14 protein-coding genes are annotated in these 17,203 nt (G+C 73.5%); 5 read left to right on the plus strand and 9 right to left on the minus strand.

Annotated features, from left to right (window positions below; all coding sequences use genetic code 11):
• Positions 1-88: 88 nt before the first annotated feature.
• Positions 89-988: a peptidylprolyl isomerase gene (locus HHX40_RS35705; RefSeq protein ID WP_220499120.1), complete on the minus strand. Its 900-nt coding sequence runs from the start codon at positions 986-988 to the stop codon at positions 89-91.
• Positions 989-1,183: 195 nt separating this feature from the next.
• Positions 1,184-5,590, minus strand: a complete 4,407-nt coding sequence (locus HHX40_RS15230; protein WP_182881092.1) for an NEW3 domain-containing protein — start codon at positions 5,588-5,590, stop codon at positions 1,184-1,186.
• Positions 5,591-5,635: 45 nt separating this feature from the next.
• Here HHX40_RS15230 and HHX40_RS15235 point away from each other — a divergent pair, with 45 nt between their 5' ends.
• Both HHX40_RS15235 and HHX40_RS15240 read left to right on the plus strand, forming a co-directional pair.
• Positions 5,636-6,073: a putative quinol monooxygenase gene (locus tag HHX40_RS15235; RefSeq protein WP_182881093.1), complete on the plus strand. Its 438-nt coding sequence runs from the start codon at positions 5,636-5,638 to the stop codon at positions 6,071-6,073.
• A 120-nt stretch (positions 6,074-6,193) separates the two neighbouring features.
• On the plus strand, positions 6,194-8,482 hold the full coding sequence (locus tag HHX40_RS15240; RefSeq protein WP_182881094.1) for a glycoside hydrolase family 3 N-terminal domain-containing protein: 2,289 nt from the start codon (positions 6,194-6,196) through the stop codon (positions 8,480-8,482).
• Between the two features lie 125 nt (positions 8,483-8,607).
• Here HHX40_RS15240 and HHX40_RS15245 read toward each other — a convergent pair whose 3' ends face one another.
• The 4 genes from HHX40_RS15245 to HHX40_RS15260 form a co-directional block, all read right to left on the minus strand.
• Complete coding sequence (locus tag HHX40_RS15245) at positions 8,608-9,024, minus strand: DUF3592 domain-containing protein (protein WP_182881095.1); 417 nt, start codon at positions 9,022-9,024, stop codon at positions 8,608-8,610.
• Between the two features lie 85 nt (positions 9,025-9,109).
• Complete coding sequence (locus HHX40_RS15250) at positions 9,110-9,523, minus strand: PH domain-containing protein (protein ID WP_208758954.1); 414 nt, start codon at positions 9,521-9,523, stop codon at positions 9,110-9,112.
• 115 nt (positions 9,524-9,638) lie between these two features.
• Entirely contained in the window at positions 9,639-10,184 is a 546-nt protein-coding gene (locus HHX40_RS15255; RefSeq protein WP_182881096.1) for a DUF5709 domain-containing protein, read from the minus strand.
• 74 nt (positions 10,185-10,258) lie between these two features.
• Positions 10,259-10,750 carry a metallophosphoesterase family protein gene (locus HHX40_RS15260; RefSeq protein WP_182881097.1) on the minus strand — a complete coding sequence of 164 codons (492 nt, stop codon included), beginning with the start codon at positions 10,748-10,750 and terminating at the stop codon, positions 10,259-10,261.
• Between the two features lie 127 nt (positions 10,751-10,877).
• Between HHX40_RS15260 and HHX40_RS15265 the strand changes: the two genes are divergently transcribed.
• Positions 10,878-11,018 carry a hypothetical protein gene (locus HHX40_RS15265; protein ID WP_165900859.1) on the plus strand — a complete coding sequence of 47 codons (141 nt, stop codon included), beginning with the start codon at positions 10,878-10,880 and terminating at the stop codon, positions 11,016-11,018.
• Positions 11,019-11,126: 108 nt separating this feature from the next.
• On the opposite strand, the gene HHX40_RS15270 is transcribed toward HHX40_RS15265, so the two are convergent.
• A complete protein-coding gene (locus HHX40_RS15270; protein WP_182881098.1) occupies positions 11,127-11,531 on the minus strand; it encodes a hypothetical protein in 405 nt (134 codons plus the stop codon).
• 129 nt (positions 11,532-11,660) lie between these two features.
• Positions 11,661-12,614 carry a Ppx/GppA phosphatase family protein gene (locus tag HHX40_RS15275; RefSeq protein WP_117409324.1) on the minus strand — a complete coding sequence of 318 codons (954 nt, stop codon included), beginning with the start codon at positions 12,612-12,614 and terminating at the stop codon, positions 11,661-11,663.
• A gap of 274 nt (positions 12,615-12,888) precedes the next feature.
• On the opposite strand from HHX40_RS15275, the gene HHX40_RS15280 reads away from it, so the two are divergent.
• Complete coding sequence (locus tag HHX40_RS15280) at positions 12,889-14,637, plus strand: RecQ family ATP-dependent DNA helicase (protein WP_182873502.1); 1,749 nt, start codon at positions 12,889-12,891, stop codon at positions 14,635-14,637.
• Positions 14,638-14,805: 168 nt separating this feature from the next.
• Positions 14,806-15,060 (plus strand): hypothetical protein, encoded by a 255-nt coding sequence (locus HHX40_RS15285; protein ID WP_182881099.1) that lies wholly within the window; start codon positions 14,806-14,808, stop codon positions 15,058-15,060.
• A 21-nt stretch (positions 15,061-15,081) separates the two neighbouring features.
• Here HHX40_RS15285 and HHX40_RS15290 read toward each other — a convergent pair whose 3' ends face one another.
• A complete protein-coding gene (locus HHX40_RS15290; protein WP_182881100.1) occupies positions 15,082-17,007 on the minus strand; it encodes an APC family permease in 1,926 nt (641 codons plus the stop codon).
• Positions 17,008-17,203: the final 196 nt, after the last annotated feature.

The following is a 17,203-nucleotide window of genomic DNA, read 5'->3' on the forward strand; positions in this document are numbered from 1 at the left end:
TCCTCGCCGCCGGATCGGGCGTGCGGATCGAGCGCCCGGACCGCCGGTGCCGAAGAGCCGCGCAGCCGAGCGGCGCTCCGAGGGCCGGTCAGTGGCGGTGGCCGGCGTCGGGCTGCGCCGGGTCGGCGGGATGCTCGTGACCCGGCGCGAGCCGCACACACCCGGCCTGCCGGGCGTCCAGCCAGCGGGCGAACGCGCGTTCCCCCTCGCGCTCCGCCAGTTCCGCGCGGATCAGCGCGCGCACGGCCTCGTACGGCTCGCGCCGCGCCGCCTCGATCCGCTCCACCACCAGCGTCCACGGACCGCCGGGGCCATCGATCGGCCCGACCGTCTCCCCCTCGCGGGCGGCGAAGACGGCGTCCTCCAGCGGCCCGGTCATGTCCCCTCGCCGTACCGGCCCGAACGGCCTGACCCAGCGCGTCTCGGGAGTGGTGAAACGGTCGAGGTTGCGCCGGTAGTAGTCGCGCGCGTCCTCCTCGGAGGGCGTGCTCTCCGCCGTCAGCGCCCGGCACACCGCCCTCGCGGCCGGGGCCGTCGCCAGCACCGCCGCCGCGACCCCGCCGGTCCGCAGCGCGCCCGCCAGGGTGAGCACGGCCCGGGCGGCGTCCTCCGCCACACGATGCGGCGCCGGACGGCCGGAAGGCGCGGGGGACGCCGAGGGCTCGGTGGGCCGGGCGGAGGTCGTGGACCCGGGCGGCTCGGGCGACTTGGAGGGCTCGGGCGGCTCGGGTGGCTCGGGTGGCTCGGGCGGCTCGGGTGGCAGGCCGAGCCGGGCCGCCTCCTGCCCGGCCAGGATCTCGGCCACCATGACCTGCACCAGCCAGCGGCGCAGGTTACGGCCCTCGGCGGTATCCGGGGCCGGCAGCCGGGCCGCGAGCGGCCCGCTTCTGAGCAGGCGGAGCCGGTGGTCCACCTCGGCGACCGTCATCACCCGCTCCCCCACCACCGCCGCGATCTCGGCGTCGTGGGCCGGAACGTCAGGTTTCATGGCACACCGCCGCGCTCTCTCCGCCACCGGCCGGACCGCCAGGTCCCACGGCCCGACCGCCGCGATCTCGGCGTCGTGGGCCGGAACGTCAGGTTTCATGGCACACCGCCGCGCTCTCTCCGCCACCGGCCGGACCGCCAGGTCCCACGGCCCGACCGCCGCGATCTCGTCCATCGCGGACCGGAGCGCCCGGGCTCACGGCTCGACCTCGATCTCGATCGTGTCGGTGTAGTGGACCCACCCGGCACAGGCGATCTTCACGAGTGCCCACCACCGGCCGGGCCGGGTGCCGGGCGGCACCCGCACGGGGAAGCGCACCCACGCCTCGTCCCCGGGCGGCACGACCGTGCCGCCGTTCCACTCCGGGAACATCTCGAACGTCTGCCATGGGCTGACCAGCTGAACCTGCGCCGGCATCGGCGACCGCGCGCCGGACTGCAGCCGGACCACGACCTCCGCCCGGCCACCGGGCCGCAGCCGGAGGCCGGGAGGGTGGCCCAGGCCCTCGACCGTCACCTCCAGGCCCGGCGACCGCCGCCCTCCCTCGCCGGGCCGGGCGAGATGGAGCCGGGTCACGTCCTCGTACGCCTGGCCGCCGAACTCCGTACCCGCCGTGAGCAGGTAGAGGCCGGGTTCGGCGCCGGGCGGCGGCGTCAGCCGCACCGGCACCGTCGCGTGGCCGCCCGGCGGCAGCACGTACGGCCGGACGGCGGGCGTCACGGTCCAGCCGCCGGGGGCGGTGAGCGTCACCACGCCCTCCGCCCGGTCCTCGGTGAGGCAGGAGGCGATGGTCAGTGTGAGGTCCACCGGCCCGGCGACGTCGACGTCCGGCTCGGACAAATGCACCGCGACGGGCAGGTCGCCGATGGGCGCGGGCCCGGTGTCGTTGAGCCAGTACCGCGTGAAGACCGGTTGGTGCGGCTCGGCCTCCGGCACGCCGCCGGGCTCGGCGCCCCCGCCTCCAGTGCTGCCAGCCCCAGTGCTGTGAGCCCCGATGCTGTGAGTCCCGATGCTGTGAGAAACGGCGCCCCCGGCCGGGCCGCCGCCCGCGGCCGCCTTTTCGGGTCCGTCGGCGGGGCCGTCGAGCAGCGGGGCGACGAGCGTGACGATCTCCATGCCGTCGAGCGTGCCGGGGGCGTCCCCGGTGACGTTCTCCAGCAGCCCGGCCCGCCGCCACGCGCCGAGCGGCAGCGTGGTGGCGATCGACAGCGGGATGGTCCCGCCGCCCGCCTCGTACACGCGGGCGGTCAGCGCTGTGACCGGGCCGGGCGTACGGCCCTCGGCGATCGGGTTGCCGGCGGCCTTGAGCGCGGTGAGGACCAGGCCGGGACCGGTCTCCAGGAACGACCGTGACTCGCCCGCGGGCCCGTCGGCTCCCACCGTCGCGATCAGCGGGTGGTTGACGTCGTGGCCGATCCGGACGAGCCCGGCGTCGCGCCAGTCGCCCGGGGCGGCCACCAGGCAGCTCTCGAACGCGTGAGTCCAGTGCTGGAGCTGGAAGTTGGAGCCGTCGGGCGCGGTGCGGCGGGGCGGGTCGATCCACACGCCGGACGGCCAGCCCGTGCACGAGCGCATCAGCGACATGTGCAGCGCCCCCGACGGATCGACCGCGAAACCCGGAACGCCCCGGTTGACGAGCCCGACGGTGTAGCCGGCCAACATGGCGTCGTCCGGCACGGCGTCGTCCGGCACAGCGTCGTCGAATACACCGTCGTCGCACTCGGCACCGGTCACCACCTCCACCACGGCGTCGGCGAGGTCGGCGACCAGTTCTTCGACCGCGCCCTCGCCGCAGACCACGAGGACGGGAAGGTCTCGGGCTCCGGTGAGGTCCGCGCTCGGCACCCAGACCTTCTCCAGCGGTTCGGCGGCCGGGACCCACAGCCGCGCCCGGCCCTCGGCGCCGAGCCGCGCGCGTAGCTCCGCCGCCTCCTCGTCGTCCAGCAGCGCGGCGACGAACGGGTTCTCCTCGGGCGTGCCGACGGCGATCCGCACGTCGGGCAGGTTCGAGTCGACGGCCAGGTTCCCGTACCGGGGGCCGGGGGCGGTGGAGCACGTCGAGGTGACGCCCTGCCGCACCAGCGCGACGGCCAGGTCCCTGAGCCCGTCCCCGGCCCCGCCCGCCGACGCCTCCGACGGCCCCTCCGACGGCGCCTCGGACGGCGCCTCGGACGGTGCGATGATCTCGGCGACGCCGACGGCCCGCGTGCCGAGGACGCGGCCCGCGGGCGTGCGCAGCACGACGCGGGCGGTGGACGACAGCGCGAACCAGTTGTGCGCGGGGTTGTCCAGCGTCCACGGGTGCTCGGCCGAGTCGACGTCGATCAGGGCGAACCCGCGGCCGACGACGGCGCCGGCGACCTCGGCGACCGGCAGCGCCCCCGGCACGCGCACCGGCCAGCGCAGCCGCAGCAGCACGTCGGAGCCGTGGAAGTCGTCCACGTGCGTGGTGAGATCGACCCGGGGCAGCCCGTCCCAGAGGGTGATCTCCTGCGTGTAGGCGACGGGCCCCGACTTTCCGGACCCCACCTTTCCCGACACCGTGATCCGCCGGCCCGCCGGGCACTCGGCGACGGCGACCTCCGCGTGCGCTCCGGCAGAACCGGTCACCTCGCCGTTGGGCAGCAGGTGCCAGGGGCCCTCCCCGAAGCGCGGGTGCGCCGGGTGCTCGTCGTAGACGAGCAGTTCGTTGCCCACCCGCGCCTCCTGCAGCAGTTCGCGGCCCTCCACGACGAGGCTCGACACCGTCCCGCCGCGCTCGGGGTCGACCTCCACCGCGTGGGTGGCGTTCGCGATGCGGTTCCCCTCCCGTGCGGCCCAGCCGATCGGGACGGGGTCGCCGGTCGGCGCCAGGCGGAACGTCCGGTAGCCGAGCGCGGGCACGTCGCGGGCGACGAAGACCGCGTCCACGGCGGCCAGGCTGCCGTCCGGGTGCCGCTCGGGGTGCTCCAGCAGCAGCCCCGGCGCGGGCGGGTCGAGCGTGACGCCGTACGTCCCCGGTTCGGGCAGCGTCAGCCGCACGCGCACGAGGTCGGTCCTCGGCCAGGAGGAGGGGTTCCAGACGGCGACGCCGGTCAGGCCCTCCCCCAGGCGGCGCAGCGACGCGTCGAGGACCCGCCCGCCCAGGTCGTACGCCTCCCGCCAGCCGGTCATCAGGTCCAGGTACACCTGGTCGGACTCCGAGCCGGTGACGGCGTCGTGGTGCGCGCCGTACGCGATCTGGCGCCAGGCCTTGTCGAGGGCGGCGTGCGGGTAGGGCGCGCCGAGGACGGCGGTGGCGACGGCGGCGAACTTCTCGGCGTCGGCGAGGCGCGTCTCGGCGTGCCGCTGGGCCTGCTTGGTGTCGGCGTACGACACGTCCTTGCCGGTGTAGATCGGGTTCATGTCCCGGGTCTGCGGCGTCAGCCGGACGCCCGCGGCGCGCACCGCCGCGAAGAAGTCCTTCGGCAGCCCGCAGACGAACCGGGGCGAGACGTAGCGCCGGTTCCAGTCGCGGTGGATCTCCGTGACCCACTTGTTGGGCGGGGTGTAGTCGGTGCCGACGGGCAGCAGCACGTTGCGGGTCGCCGCGACCTTCTTCAGCCGCAGGAACAGTTCGTAGACGGCGGCCTCGGCCTCCTCCAGGGACGGCGCCGAGTCCATCCACCACCCGGCGCTGTAGTGGGCGGGCATGTAGTGGGTCGGCACGCCCCGGCCCGACGGCGACAGCCACTCGAACTCCGACGGGAACTGCATCACCGACGGGTCGCCCCACCCGCCGCCGAGGAGCATCGGGCCCCACTGGTGGTACGGCCCGCGCGCCCATGAGCTGGAGGTGAGCCCGGCGTCGGCGGCCAGGCCCGGGAACTGCGGGTCGTGCCCGAACGCGTCGAGCTGCCAGGCCGTCGCCGGGTCGCCGCCGAGCACGTCGCGCTGGAAGCCGATCCCGTGGACCATGTTGCGGATCGTCGCCTCCGGGCCGGTCAGGTTGGTGTTCGGCTCGTTGTACGTCCCGCCGACGATCTCCAGCCGGCCCTCGGCCAGCAGGCGGCGCAGGTACGTCCGGTCTTCGGGGTGGGCGTTCCAGTAGGGCTTGAGGTAGTCGACCTCCGCCAGCACGAACCGGTACTCCGGCTCCCTGCGGGCCGTGTCCAGGTGGAGCCGGACGAGGTCGAAGCCCGCGTGCTGGAACTCCTGCCGGTGGGCCTGCGCGAGGCCGCCCGCCCGGTCCCAGGTGGCGGTGTAGGCGGCCTGGGTGTTCCACCAGACGGGGTCGTAGTGGAAGTGGGGGATCATCCAGACCGTCCAGCCCGGCTCGGCGACGACCAGTTCGCCGTCCGCCGCGCACCGCTCACCGCCCGCGGCCGCCCGCACGGTGATCGGGACGCGGGCTCCCGGCGCCCGCGCCGGCCCCTCCGTCTCGACGGGCACCTCCACCACCACCGGCGTGGGCCCCGGCTCCGTGGTCTCCCTGACGCCGGCCGTCCGCCGGCCGCGCGCTCCCGGGCCGCCGGCCTCGACCACCAGGGAGGATCCGTACGGCACCTCGGCGAGGGTGACGCGCACGACCTGGCGGGGGCCGCGGACGAACAGTTCGGTGGACTCGACGGCGGTGACGCGCATGCGCACCCCTAACCGCGGCCTCTCAGGGCGGCCTCTGGGGGACAGGTGACGGTCGGGACATCCCCCGTCCGCGCCGGCCTCACCCCTGCCGTCCGGCCGGTCGCCCCGCCCCGGTGGCGCTCGGCCGCGCCGCGCCGTACGCTGACCATGATCAACGACTCAGAGGCCCTGCCGAGAGGAGACCGGACGGTGTCGGTGTGCGTGGCGATCCTGCAGGCCAAGCCCGAGCACGCGGAGGAGGTGGAGGCGACGCTCCGCGACATCGTCGACGCCACCCGGGACGAGAAGGGCGCCCTGACCTTCGTGATCCACCGGCAGGGCGCGGACAGGTTCATCGTCTACGAGAAGTACGCGGACGACGCCGCGCGCGACGCCCACTTCGGCACGCCGTACGTCTCGGGGTTCGTGGCCCGGTTCGGAGAGCTGCTCGTGGCCGAGCCGCAGATCGAGTTCGCCGAGGAGCTGGCCGGCTTCACCCGGTGAGGCGGGCCGCGGGCGTGAAAGTTTCCCGGCGTACGGCTGGTGGCGCATGTCCGTAGCCGACGTTGTTTGACCCGAAAATCCCTTGATTCCTACGGTCAGCAGGAATGTGAGGGAGGACCCATGACATCCCGGCTGAGATCCCCGTGGATCATCGCGCTCGTGACGCTGCTCGCCGCGGCGCTGGGCGCCGTCCCCGCCGCCGGCCGCGGCGTCGCACGGGCGGCGGACGCTCCCTACAAGGATCCGAGCCTGCCCGTGGCCACCCGGGTGGCCGACCTGTTGTCCCGGATGTCCCTCGACGACAAGGCCGGCCAGATGACCCAGGCCGACCGGGGCGCCCTGACCACGGTGTCCGACGTGGCGGCGTACCGGCTGGGTTCGATCCTGTCCGGCGGCGGCTCGGCTCCCTCCCCCAACACCCCGTCGTCCTGGGCCGACATGTACGACAACTTCCAGCGGCAGGCGTTGTCCACCCCGCTCGGCATCCCGATGATCTACGGAATCGACGCCGTGCACGGGCACAACAACGTCGTGGGCGCGACGATCTTCCCGCACAACATCGGGCTGGGCGCGACCCGCGACCCCGACCTGGTCGAACGGGTCGGCCGGGCGACCGCCGAGGAGGTCTCCGGCACCGGCATCGACTGGACCTTCGCCCCCTGCCTGTGCGTGGCCCGCAACGACCGCTGGGGCCGCACGTACGAGTCGTTCAGCGAGGACCCCCAGCTCGTCACGCAGATGACCACGATCGTGGACGGGTTCCAGAAGGCCGGGAACGCCTCCATCCTCGCCACCGCCAAGCACTACGTGGGCGACGGCGGCACCACGGGAGGCCGGGACCAGGGCAACACCGAGCTGAGCGAGGCCGACCTGCGGGCCATCCACCTCGCGCCGTTCAAGGCCGCCGTACAGCGCGGCGTGGGCAGCGTGATGGTCAGCTACAGCAGCTGGAACGGCGCCAGGATGCACGGCAACAAGTACCTGATCACGGACGTGCTGAAGGGCGAGCTGGGCTTCAAGGGCTTCGTGGTGACCGACTGGGCGGGCATCGACCAGCTCGACGGCCAGACCGGGTTCACCGCGAACGAGATCACCACCGCGATCAACGCGGGCGTCGACATGGTGATGGTGCCGAACGACTACAAGAAGTTCATCACGCTCCTCAAGCAGGAGGTGCAGGCGGGCCGCATCCCGACGTCGCGGATCGACGACGCCAACCGGCGCATCCTGACCAAGAAGTTCGAGCTCGGGCTGTTCGAGAAGCCGCTGACCGACCGCTCCTACACCTCCACCGTGGGCAGCGCCGCGCACCGGGCCGTCGCCCGCGAGGCCGTGCGCAAGTCGCTGGTGCTGCTGAAGAACGCGGGGGACGTGCTCCCGCTGGCGAAGACCGGCGGCAAGATCTTCGTGGCCGGCAAGAGCGCCGACGATATCGGCAACCAGAGTGGCGGCTGGACGATCAGCTGGCAGGGCTCGTCCGGGAACATCACCGGCGGCACCACGATCCTGCAGGGCATCCGCGACCTCGTCGGCTCGGGCGCCCAGGTCACCTACAACCGCGACGGCAGCGGCATCGACTCGTCCTACCGCGCGGCGATCGCCGTCGTCGGCGAGACGCCGTACGCCGAGGGCCAGGGCGACCGGACGGGGTCGATGGGCCTCGACTCCACCGACCTCGCGACGCTGCAGCGGCTCAAGGCGTCGGGCGTGCCGCTGGTCGTGGTGCTCGTCTCCGGCCGCCCGCTGGACATCGCGGGCCAGATCGACCAGTGGAACGCGCTGGTGGCGGCCTGGCTGCCGGGCACCGAGGGGCGCGGCGTGGCCGACATGCTGTTCGGCGACTCCGCCCCGAGCGGGCGGCTGCCGATGACCTGGCCGCGCAGCGCCGACCAGGAGCCGATCAACGACGGGGACGGCAAGGACGCCCTGTTCAAGTACGGCTACGGGCTCGACTACACGGTCCCGCCCCCGCACTCCCCGTCGCCGTCCCCTTCCCCGTCACCGTCGCCCAGCCCCTCGTCCAGCCCGTCCCCTTCTCCGTCCCTGTCGCCCAGCCCGTCGCCCTCGCCGAGCGTCAGCCCGCCCGCCGGCGGATGCGTGGTGACCTACCGGACGAACGACTGGGGCGGCGGATTCACCGCGGACGTCACGATCACCAACAGGTCGTCCAGCGCCGTGAACGGCTGGCGGCTCCAGTGGACGTACGCGGGGAACCAGAAGATCACCGGCTACTGGAACGCGGTCGTGACCCAGTCGGGCCAGCAGGTCACGGCGTCGAACGCCTCCTACAACGGGACGATCGGCGCGAACGGCGGCACGGCGAGCTTCGGCTTCCAGGGCACCTACAGCGGTGCCAACGCCACCCCCGCCGCGTTCACGCTGAACGGCGCGGCCTGCGCCACCGGGTGACCGGCCGCGCCGCGCCGTAGTCCGACCGCCCGCCGCTCGGGGTCCAGGAGGAGACATCCCCCTGGGTCCCGGGCAGCAGGCCATGATCCGTCAGGCACGACCGTGTGGCGCGGCCTTCCGGGTGTTCAGAACGTCTGCCCGAGGGCGATGCCCGCTCCCACGGTGAACAGGACGACGCCCAGCGCGAGGAAGATCCCGCCGAGCAGCGTGCCGCTCCCCACCGCGCTGTCGATGCGGATCCGGGTGGGCTTCGCCGGGTCGTACAGCACCGGCACCTCCTCGCCGGGCCGCGCGGGCGGCGGGTTGCTCCCGTACGTGCTCTCGGCCTCGACCTGCTGGCCGTACAGAGTGACGAAGCGGACGGTCGGGTAGTAGACGGTGCCGTCGTCGGAATGGCTCGCCCGCAGCCCCACGACGAGGCCGCTGGCGCGGTGCGCCCGGCGGCGGAACTCCCGGGCGTTGACCGTGATCCCTCCGCCGATGAGGCCGAAGACGAGTCCGAGGCCGGACAGGATCAGAGTGATGAGAGCGGTTTGTGACACGCACCGGACTCTAGGACGCCAAGCTTGACATCCGCTTGCACCCCTTTCGCCGGCCTTCCCCGGGCACCGACCGGGGGCGGCCGGGTCAGGGGCGCAGCCGCATGAGCGCCTCGGCCACGGCCACCACGGGCTCGCCGAGGTCGAACCGGCTGAACAGGTGGATCTGCTCCCCCGCGTCGATCTCCAGCAGTTCCGTGGTCAGGCCGTACCTGCGGTTGGTGTTCACCCGGATGCGGTCGACGTCGTTCCAGGAGATCCGCTCCCTGCCACCGAGCCCGCTGACGACCAGCCCGTCCTCCCCCGCCGTGAGCCGTACGGGTGCCACCAGGTCACGTCCGGCCAGCACGGCGAAGCCCAGGGCGGCCACACCGGCGAGGAAGAGCAGCCAGCCGTCGCCGGTGAGCGCCAGCACGGCGCACAACACGGCGCCGGCGGCCTTCAGCGCGACGATCCCCCGGGGCACCCGCCACTCGTGCCGCGTCTCCTGAACATCCGCCATCGGGGCAGCGTAACGAATCAGGGGTCCTCTCGCCGCCCCCACCGGACACGACCCCGGGCCCGGGGCGAGGCACGGCCCCGGGCCACCCAGGGCCGATCGTTCCGGGCGGCGCGGCTCAGGGGCCCTCGTCCTCCACGTGCATCGCCTGCTCCTCGGCGGTGTATCCGCCGAAGTCCGGCCCCACGTCCTCGGCGATCATGTCCTTCTCGGTGTCCACGCCCATGCCGCCGTCGGGGTCGACGAGCCGCCCGGCCCGGCCCGGCTCGTCGGTGCCGTACCTGCCCGCCTGGGCCGGGTTCACGGTGGCGTAGCCGTCGGGGTCCTCCGACCCGTATCCACCGGCCTCGTCCCCGGTCAGCTCCTCGTACTCGTCGTCCGGCCGCTCGCCGCCCTCGGCGCCCGTTTCACTGCCCGCATCAGGGCCGAAGCGCACGTCGGTGTCCGGGACCTCGCGGGACAGGCGGAGGTCGAGGGACTCGCCCTCGCGCATCTCGTTCGGGGTGGTGCCGTACTCGTCGAGGCCAAGGGGCCGGTCGCCGGGCAGCGGCATCTCCTGCGGGTCGGCCGCCCACTGCTGCTCGGGTGTGCCCTCCTGCAGGTCCGGAATGCCTTCATCCTCGAACCGCGACCGCGGATCGGGCTGTGGTCTGTTCTCTCTCATACCGGCCCCATGCCCCGCCGTACGGTCCTTAGGCAGGTCTCCCGGCAGTCCGCCCGGGCCGGTCCGCCGGTCCGTCAGGTGACGGGCACGATCTCGGCCCGCCGCAGTTCGCCCCCGGCGATGTCGAGCAGGCCGATCGTGCCGTGCGGCTGGCGGCGGCGGTCGGTGGGCGAGCCGGGGTTGAACACCCGCACCCCGTCGCCGGTCAGGTCCATCGGGATGTGGGAGTGGCCGTAGACGACGAGATCCGCGCCGGGGAAGCGGCGCCGCATCCGGGCGGTCCGCCCGATGGCCTGGCCGCTGTCGTGGATCATTCCCACCCGCAGGCCGCCGAGGTCGAGTTCGAGCGTCTCGGGAGCCCCCCAGGCCGCCACGTCCGGGCCGTCGTTGTTGCCCAGCACCGCGCGCACCGGCGCGTAGGCCGACAGCTCCACCAGCACCTCCGCCGTGCAGACGTCGCCGGCGTGCAGGATCAGGTCCGCCCCCCGCAGGTGCCGCGCGACGGCGGGCGGGCACGACTTCCAGCGCCGGGGAGCGTGGGTGTCCGCCAGCACGACGACCTTCATCTCTCCATCTTCACCCGCGAGAAGAGGTGCCAAGCGACGTATTCCGGGAATAGAAAGGCAGGTCCCCGACAACCCTCGGCCCGCACCCCCAATGCCGGTTCCCCGCCGGCGCCGTTCGGGAGGACATATGAGCAGGCAGATCGCCGACGGCTTCCAAGCCCCCACGCTGACCGAACTGGAGGCGCGCGTGCGCGGGCTGGAAAGCCAGGTCGCCCGCCTCACCCAGCTGGTCAAGGAGCTGTCCGGGCAGAGCGGCGACACTCGCTGAGCCGACGAGGGGCCGCGCGAAGCTCCGCGGAGACCCCGGGAAACGAGGCGTCCCCGCCAGGCGGGGCCTGACGGGGACGCCGGGGTGAGTTGTGCGCCAGACGCGGTGTCACGCGCCGCGTACGGAGGCGGCACTCGCACGGACGCGGTGCTCACGCACCGCCGCACCGCCCTTCGCGCCGCGCACGGCACCGCTCGCGGCGCTGTTCGCGCCACGAACGGCGCCACTCGTAGCACCACGTTCAGCACCACGTTCGGCACCGCTCGCGGCACCACGTGCGGCACCACGTGCGGCACCACTCACAGCGCCGTCCCGCGAGACCGCGCCGCGCGCCGGCTCTCCCGAGCCCTCACCGGCCGGGACGGGCGGCACCCGGCCGTAGTTCTCGCGCCCGGTGCTCGCCGCCAGCGCGCCCAGCGCGACGAGGGTCACGACCGCGATCGTCACCAACGCGCCGAGCGCGAGCACCGCCACCGCCGCCAGGGAGACCACGGCTCCCAGCAGCTCCACCATTCCCATTCCTCCAGAGGTCGACCCCGATACGGCACTCCAGTGACCGGCGGTCCAATCACCGGCCATGCGGTAGGAGCGGAAAAATTGCCGAGTATTGGTGCCTTGCCCCGTTTGGAGGGCGCTCATACCTTACTGATCGGTCACCGGGGAGCGCCCCATGGGCAGGTTGTCGAGCCTGCGCAGGATGACCCCCTCTCGTAAGGCCCACGGGCAGATTTCCAGGACCGGCAGCTCGAACAGGTCCATCGCGGCGTCCGCGACGATCGCCCCGGCGAGCAGCTGCCCCGCCCGCCCTTCGGACACGCCGGGCAGCTCCGCACGCCGGGCCGCCGGCATCCCGGCCAGCCGGGCCGTCCACTCCACCAGGTGCTCGTGCGTCAGCGTCCGCCTGACGTACGGCCCCTCGGTCGAGGACGCCGCCCCCGCGATCCGGGCGAGCTGGCGGAACGTCTTGGAAGTCGCGACCGCGTGGTCCGGCCTGCCGTACTTGGTCACCGTTCCGACGGTCCGGGCGATCTCCGTGCGGACGTGCCGCCGCAGCGTCCGTACCTCCTCGGGGCCGGGCGGGTCGGCGGTGAACCAGTCGCGGGTGAGCCGTCCCGCGCCGAGCGGGAGCGACACCGCGACGTCCGGCTCCTCGTCGATGCCGGAGGCGATCTCCAGCGAACCTCCCCCGATGTCGGTGACCAGCAGCCGTCCCGAGGACCAGCCGAACCAGCGGCGCACGGCCAGGAAGGTCAGCCGGGCCTCGTCGTCGCCCGACAGCACCTGAACGTCCACCCTGGTCTCGGCCTTGATGCGGGCCAGCACGTCCACGCCGTTGACCGCGTCGCGCACAGCGGAGGTGGCGAAGGCCACGAGGTCCTCCACGCCCTTGTCCTCCGCGATGCGGGCGGCCTCCCGCACGAAGGCCCGCAGCCGCGCGGCCCCCTCCTCACCGAGCCTGTTCCCGTCGACGAGGTGCTCGGCCAGGCGCAGCTCCTCCTTGTGCGAGAAGGCGGGCAGTGGCCTTGCTCCCTGGTGCGCGTCCATGACCAGCAGGTGCACCGTGTTGGAACCGACGTCCAGGACTCCGAGTCGCATGCCCCGACCGTACAGCCTGCTCCCGGCCGCGCCCGCGCACGGCTGATCATTCGGCGGCGACGCCGGCGGGCACCTTTTCCGATCACTCCGACCGCACCGCGTCGTGCGCTCCGGCCGTGCGCTCCGGCGGGAGGTGACGGAGGGGCGGCCCGGCCTCCTCCCACCCGCGGCGCGCCCGCCGTGAGCGGCGTGGGCCATTCCGGTTCGACCCATGTGCGGCGGGTAGTGGCACGCCGATCGGGCGACGGAGCCCGATCGGCGAGGGAGCGGCGGCATGAGCGTCAGGCAGCGGTACGGCGGCCTGTCCGGCGGCAGGCCCGGTGACCGGCTCGGCGGGACGTCGGGCGGCTGGTCGAGGGACTGGTCCGGCGGCTGGGCCAGGGGGTGGGCGGGCGGCCGGTTCGGCCGCCGCTTCGGGCGCAGGGGCAGGCGGCTGCGCGCCACGGCGAGGGAGGCGTTCGGCTGGGAGCAGCTGCGCCCGGGACAGCAGGAGGCGATGGAGCACCTGCTCGCCGGGCGGGACGTGCTGCTCGTGATGCCGACCGGCGGCGGCAAGTCCGCCGTCTACCAGGTGCCCGGCCTGCTGCTCGACGGCCCGACGATCGTCGTCTCACCGCTCATCGCCCTGCAGCGCGACCAGGTCATGAGCCTGCTCAAGGCGGGGGCCGCGGGCGCCGTGGCGGTCAACTCGGCCGGCTCCGTGGAGGCGGGCCTCGACCAGGTCACCGCCGGGAACGCCGAGTACGTCTTCCTGTCGCCCGAGCAGCTCGCCAAGCCCGAGGTGGTGGAGCGCCTGGCCGCGGCCCGGCCCTCGCTGATCGCGGTGGACGAGGCGCACTGCGTCTCCTCCTGGGGGCACGACTTCCGGCCGGAGTACCTGCGCCTGGCCAAGGTCATCGAGCGTCTGGGTCACCCTCCGGTCATCGCGATGACGGCCACCGCCGCGCCCACGGTCCGCGAGGAGATCGTCGAGTCGCTGGGCCTGACCGGGGCGCAGCAGATCGTCCGGGGTTTCGACCGCCCGAATCTCCATCTGGAGGTGCGGCGGTTCGTCGGCGAGGACGACAAGCGCACCGCCCTGGCCGACCACGCCGCCGGGCTGGAGGGGGTCGGGCTGGTCTACGTGGCGACGCGGCGGCAGGCCGAGGAGTACGCCGACCTGCTGAAGGAGCGGGGCCGCCGGGCCGAGGCCTACCACGCGGGGATGAAGACCACCGAACGCCGCAGCATCCACGAGCGGTTCCAGGGCGACGACCTGGACACCGTCGTGGCGACGTCGGCGTTCGGGATGGGGATCGACAAGCCCGACGTGCGTTACGTGCTGCACGCGGCGCCGCCCGAGTCGATCGACTCCTACTACCAGGAGATCGGGCGGGCGGGGCGGGACGGCAACCCGGCCGAGGTCGTGCTGTTCTACCGGCCCGAGGACCTCGGGTTGCGCAAGTTCTTCGCGGGCGGCCGGGCGGACGGCGACCTGATCCGGCGCGTCGCGACGCTGGTCCGCGAGCACGGCGGCGAGGTGGACGCCGCGGAGCTGCGCGAGCTGCTCGGCGTGGGAGCCGCCAAGCTCACCTCGCAGGTCAACCTGCTGGAGCGGACCGGCGCGGTCGAGGTCGCCCACGGCGGCGCGCTGCGGTACGTCCCCGGCGGCCCGCCGCCGGACGAGGCCGCCGCCCGCGCGGTGGAGCTCGACGACCTCAGGCACCGGATGGAGGACTCCCGGCTGGAGATGATGCGCGGCTACGCCGAGACGACCGGATGCCGCCGCCGTTTCCTGCTGGAGTACTTCGGGGAGCCGTACGAGCGGGCGTGCGGCGACTGCGACACCTGCCGGTCCGGGACGGTGGCCGCGCCGGCGGCCGGCGACGGCCCGTTCCCCATGCACGCGAACGTCCGGCACGCCGAGTGGGGACACGGCATCGTGATGAGCCGGGAGCAGGACCGGATCACGGTGCTGTTCGACTCGGTGGGCTACAAGACGCTGGCGCTCGGGGTCGTCGACGAGCTGCTCGAAGTCGTCTGATCCGCCCCCGGCCCGGCGGAGCACGGCAGGGCACGGCAGGGCACGGCAGGGCACGGCAGGGCACGGCAGGGCACGGTGCAAACATTACTTTCCGTGTCCACGCCGCCACTTGCGGTGGTTTCGCCGCCTGCCGAGACTCGAAGACGGAGGCAGTGGGGGGTGGTACCGGTGCGGGAGACGATCGGCTCCGGCGAGACGTGGCCGTTCAGGTGCCTGCGCTGCCTGCTGGTCTGGGAGGTGGAGTACGTCGTCCGCCGCACCGGAGACGGGCAAGGCGGCGAGCACGGGGACAAGCACGAGGACGACGTCGCGGTGTGGACGCGGGAGGGCGTCGCCGTCCAGCCGCCCTGGTCCGGGACGACCTGCCCCGGGTGCGGATGCGGCACCGTGACCACGTTTCCCACCGGCTACCTGACCCGCTGAGAGCGCCGTACGGCGGCGTCGCTAGCCGACGTGGACCTGGGGGCGGCGGGCGAGGTCGGGCTCGGCCTTGCGGATGACCTCCCGGGTGAGCGGCGGCACGTCCCCGCCGCCGAAGATCAGATAGCGCAGCAGGGCGCCGACGGGGTTGCCCTCCGCCCAGTGGAAGTACACGTGCGGCCGCTTGCCGGTCAGGTCCCGCAGGTGGAACAGGACCGCGGCGATCGTGTTGGCCACGGCGGGGCTCTCCACCTTGAGCACCTGGTAGCCGTGCCGCTCCTCCCCCGCGACGCGCAGCTCCGACTCGAACTCCGAGGCGTCGCTGAGCGTGACCTCCAGGAAGATCATGCACTCGTCCTCGGGCAGGTGGTGGTACTCGCGCGTCTCGCGGTCCTTGTCCTCGTACTCGGCCGGGTCGCGGGCGTCCGGCTCGTTGGCGATCAGCCGCAGCTCCCCGCCGACGCCCAGCACGAACTTCCTCGCCGTCTCGTCGAGCTCGACGCGGGTGGCGCGCAGCTCGGTCGACCGGGTGGCCCGCGAGATCAACGACGTCGCGACGATCGCGACCACGAACAGCAGGGCGATCTTCAGTCCGTCCGGCCGCTCCCTGATGTTCTCCACGGTCGCGTAGCACAGGACGAGCGAGATCAGGCCGTAGGCGGCTGCGGCGACCGGACGGCTCTCCCGGTAGGCGGTGATGGTCACGGCCGCCGCGGCCGAGAGGATCAGCACCAGCACCCCGGTGGCGTACGCGCCGCCCTGGGCCTCCACCTGGGCGCCGAACAGGAGCGTGATGCCGAACGCGACAGCGGTGAACACCAGCACCAGGGGCCGTACGGCACGGGCCCAGTCGGGCGCCATGCCGTATCTGGGCAGGTAGCGGGGGACGATGTTGAGCAGCCCGGTGAGCGCCGACGCGCCCGCGAACCACAGGATCGCGATCGTGCTGAGGTCGTAGGCCGTGCCGAACCAGTCGCCCAGGAGACGATGGGCCAGGTAGGCGAGCGCACGCCCGCCGGCCTTGCCGCCCTCCCGGAACTCGGCGGCCGGGATGAGGACGGTGGTCGCGACGCTGCTGGCGAGCAGGAACACGCTCATGACCAGCGCGGCGGTCGTCAGCAGGCGGCGGGCGCCGGCGATCCGCTGCCGCAGGTCGCCGTCGATCTGCGGCATCACCGCGACGCCGGTCTCGAACCCCGACAGGCCGAGGGCCAGCTTCGGCAGCACGAGCAGCGACATGCCGACCATCGCGAGCGGGCTCGCGTGCTCGGCCGTCAGCGCGCCGTGCCAGTCCGCCACCAGGTCCGGGGCGGTGACCACCTCGCCCAGCGCGACCGCCACGACCACCGTGTTCAGCACGAGATACGTCACCACGAGGACCACGGCCAGCCCGATGGCCTCACTGAAGCCACGCAGGAAGATCCCGCCGAGGACGGCGATCAGCACCAGCGTGATGGCGACCCGCTGCCCGGCGAGGGCCTTGGGAAAGAACGGGTTCTCGATCAGGTGCGCGGTCGCGTCCGACGCCGACAGCGTGATGGTGAACACGAACGCGGTGGCGACGAAGCCCAGCAGCACGAGCACGAGGAGCTTGCCCCACCATCTCGGCAGCAGCCGCTCCAGCATCGCGATGGACCCCATGCCGTGCGGGCTGTGCTCGGCGACCGCACGGTAGGTGGGCAGGGCGCCGAACAGGGTGAGCGCCACCAGCAACGCCGTCGCGATCGGCGACAGCGCCCCCGCCGCCAGGGCGGCGATGCCCGGCTGATAGCCGAGCGTGGAGAAGTAGTCGACCCCGGTGAGGCACATCACCTGCCACCACGGGTGGCGGCTGCCCGGCTGCCCGGCATGGGAGCCCGCCGTCCCCTGGTCGTGCTGAAGGCCCTCCAGCAACCAGGCGCGGAGCGGCCCGCTCCCGCCCTCCGTCTCCTGCCGCGCGGACGTCGCCACTCCGGCTCACCTTCTCGTCGGCCCCCGGGGATTCGGGAGCGTCGGGACAGACGATAGCGAGGCCCGTGCGCGTCCGCGCGGAGTTGTCCACAGCGGCGGCCGGCCCGGACGCCGCTGCGCCGGGTCGTCCACAGGCGGACCGAGAGTGTCGGCCGGATCCGGCAGAATGAAACTCCCCGGACAGGGCCGGCCCGGG

This window comes from Microbispora sp. H10949 (genome assembly GCF_014161435.1).
GTDB classification, from domain to species: Bacteria; Actinomycetota; Actinomycetes; order Streptosporangiales; family Streptosporangiaceae; genus Microbispora; species Microbispora triticiradicis.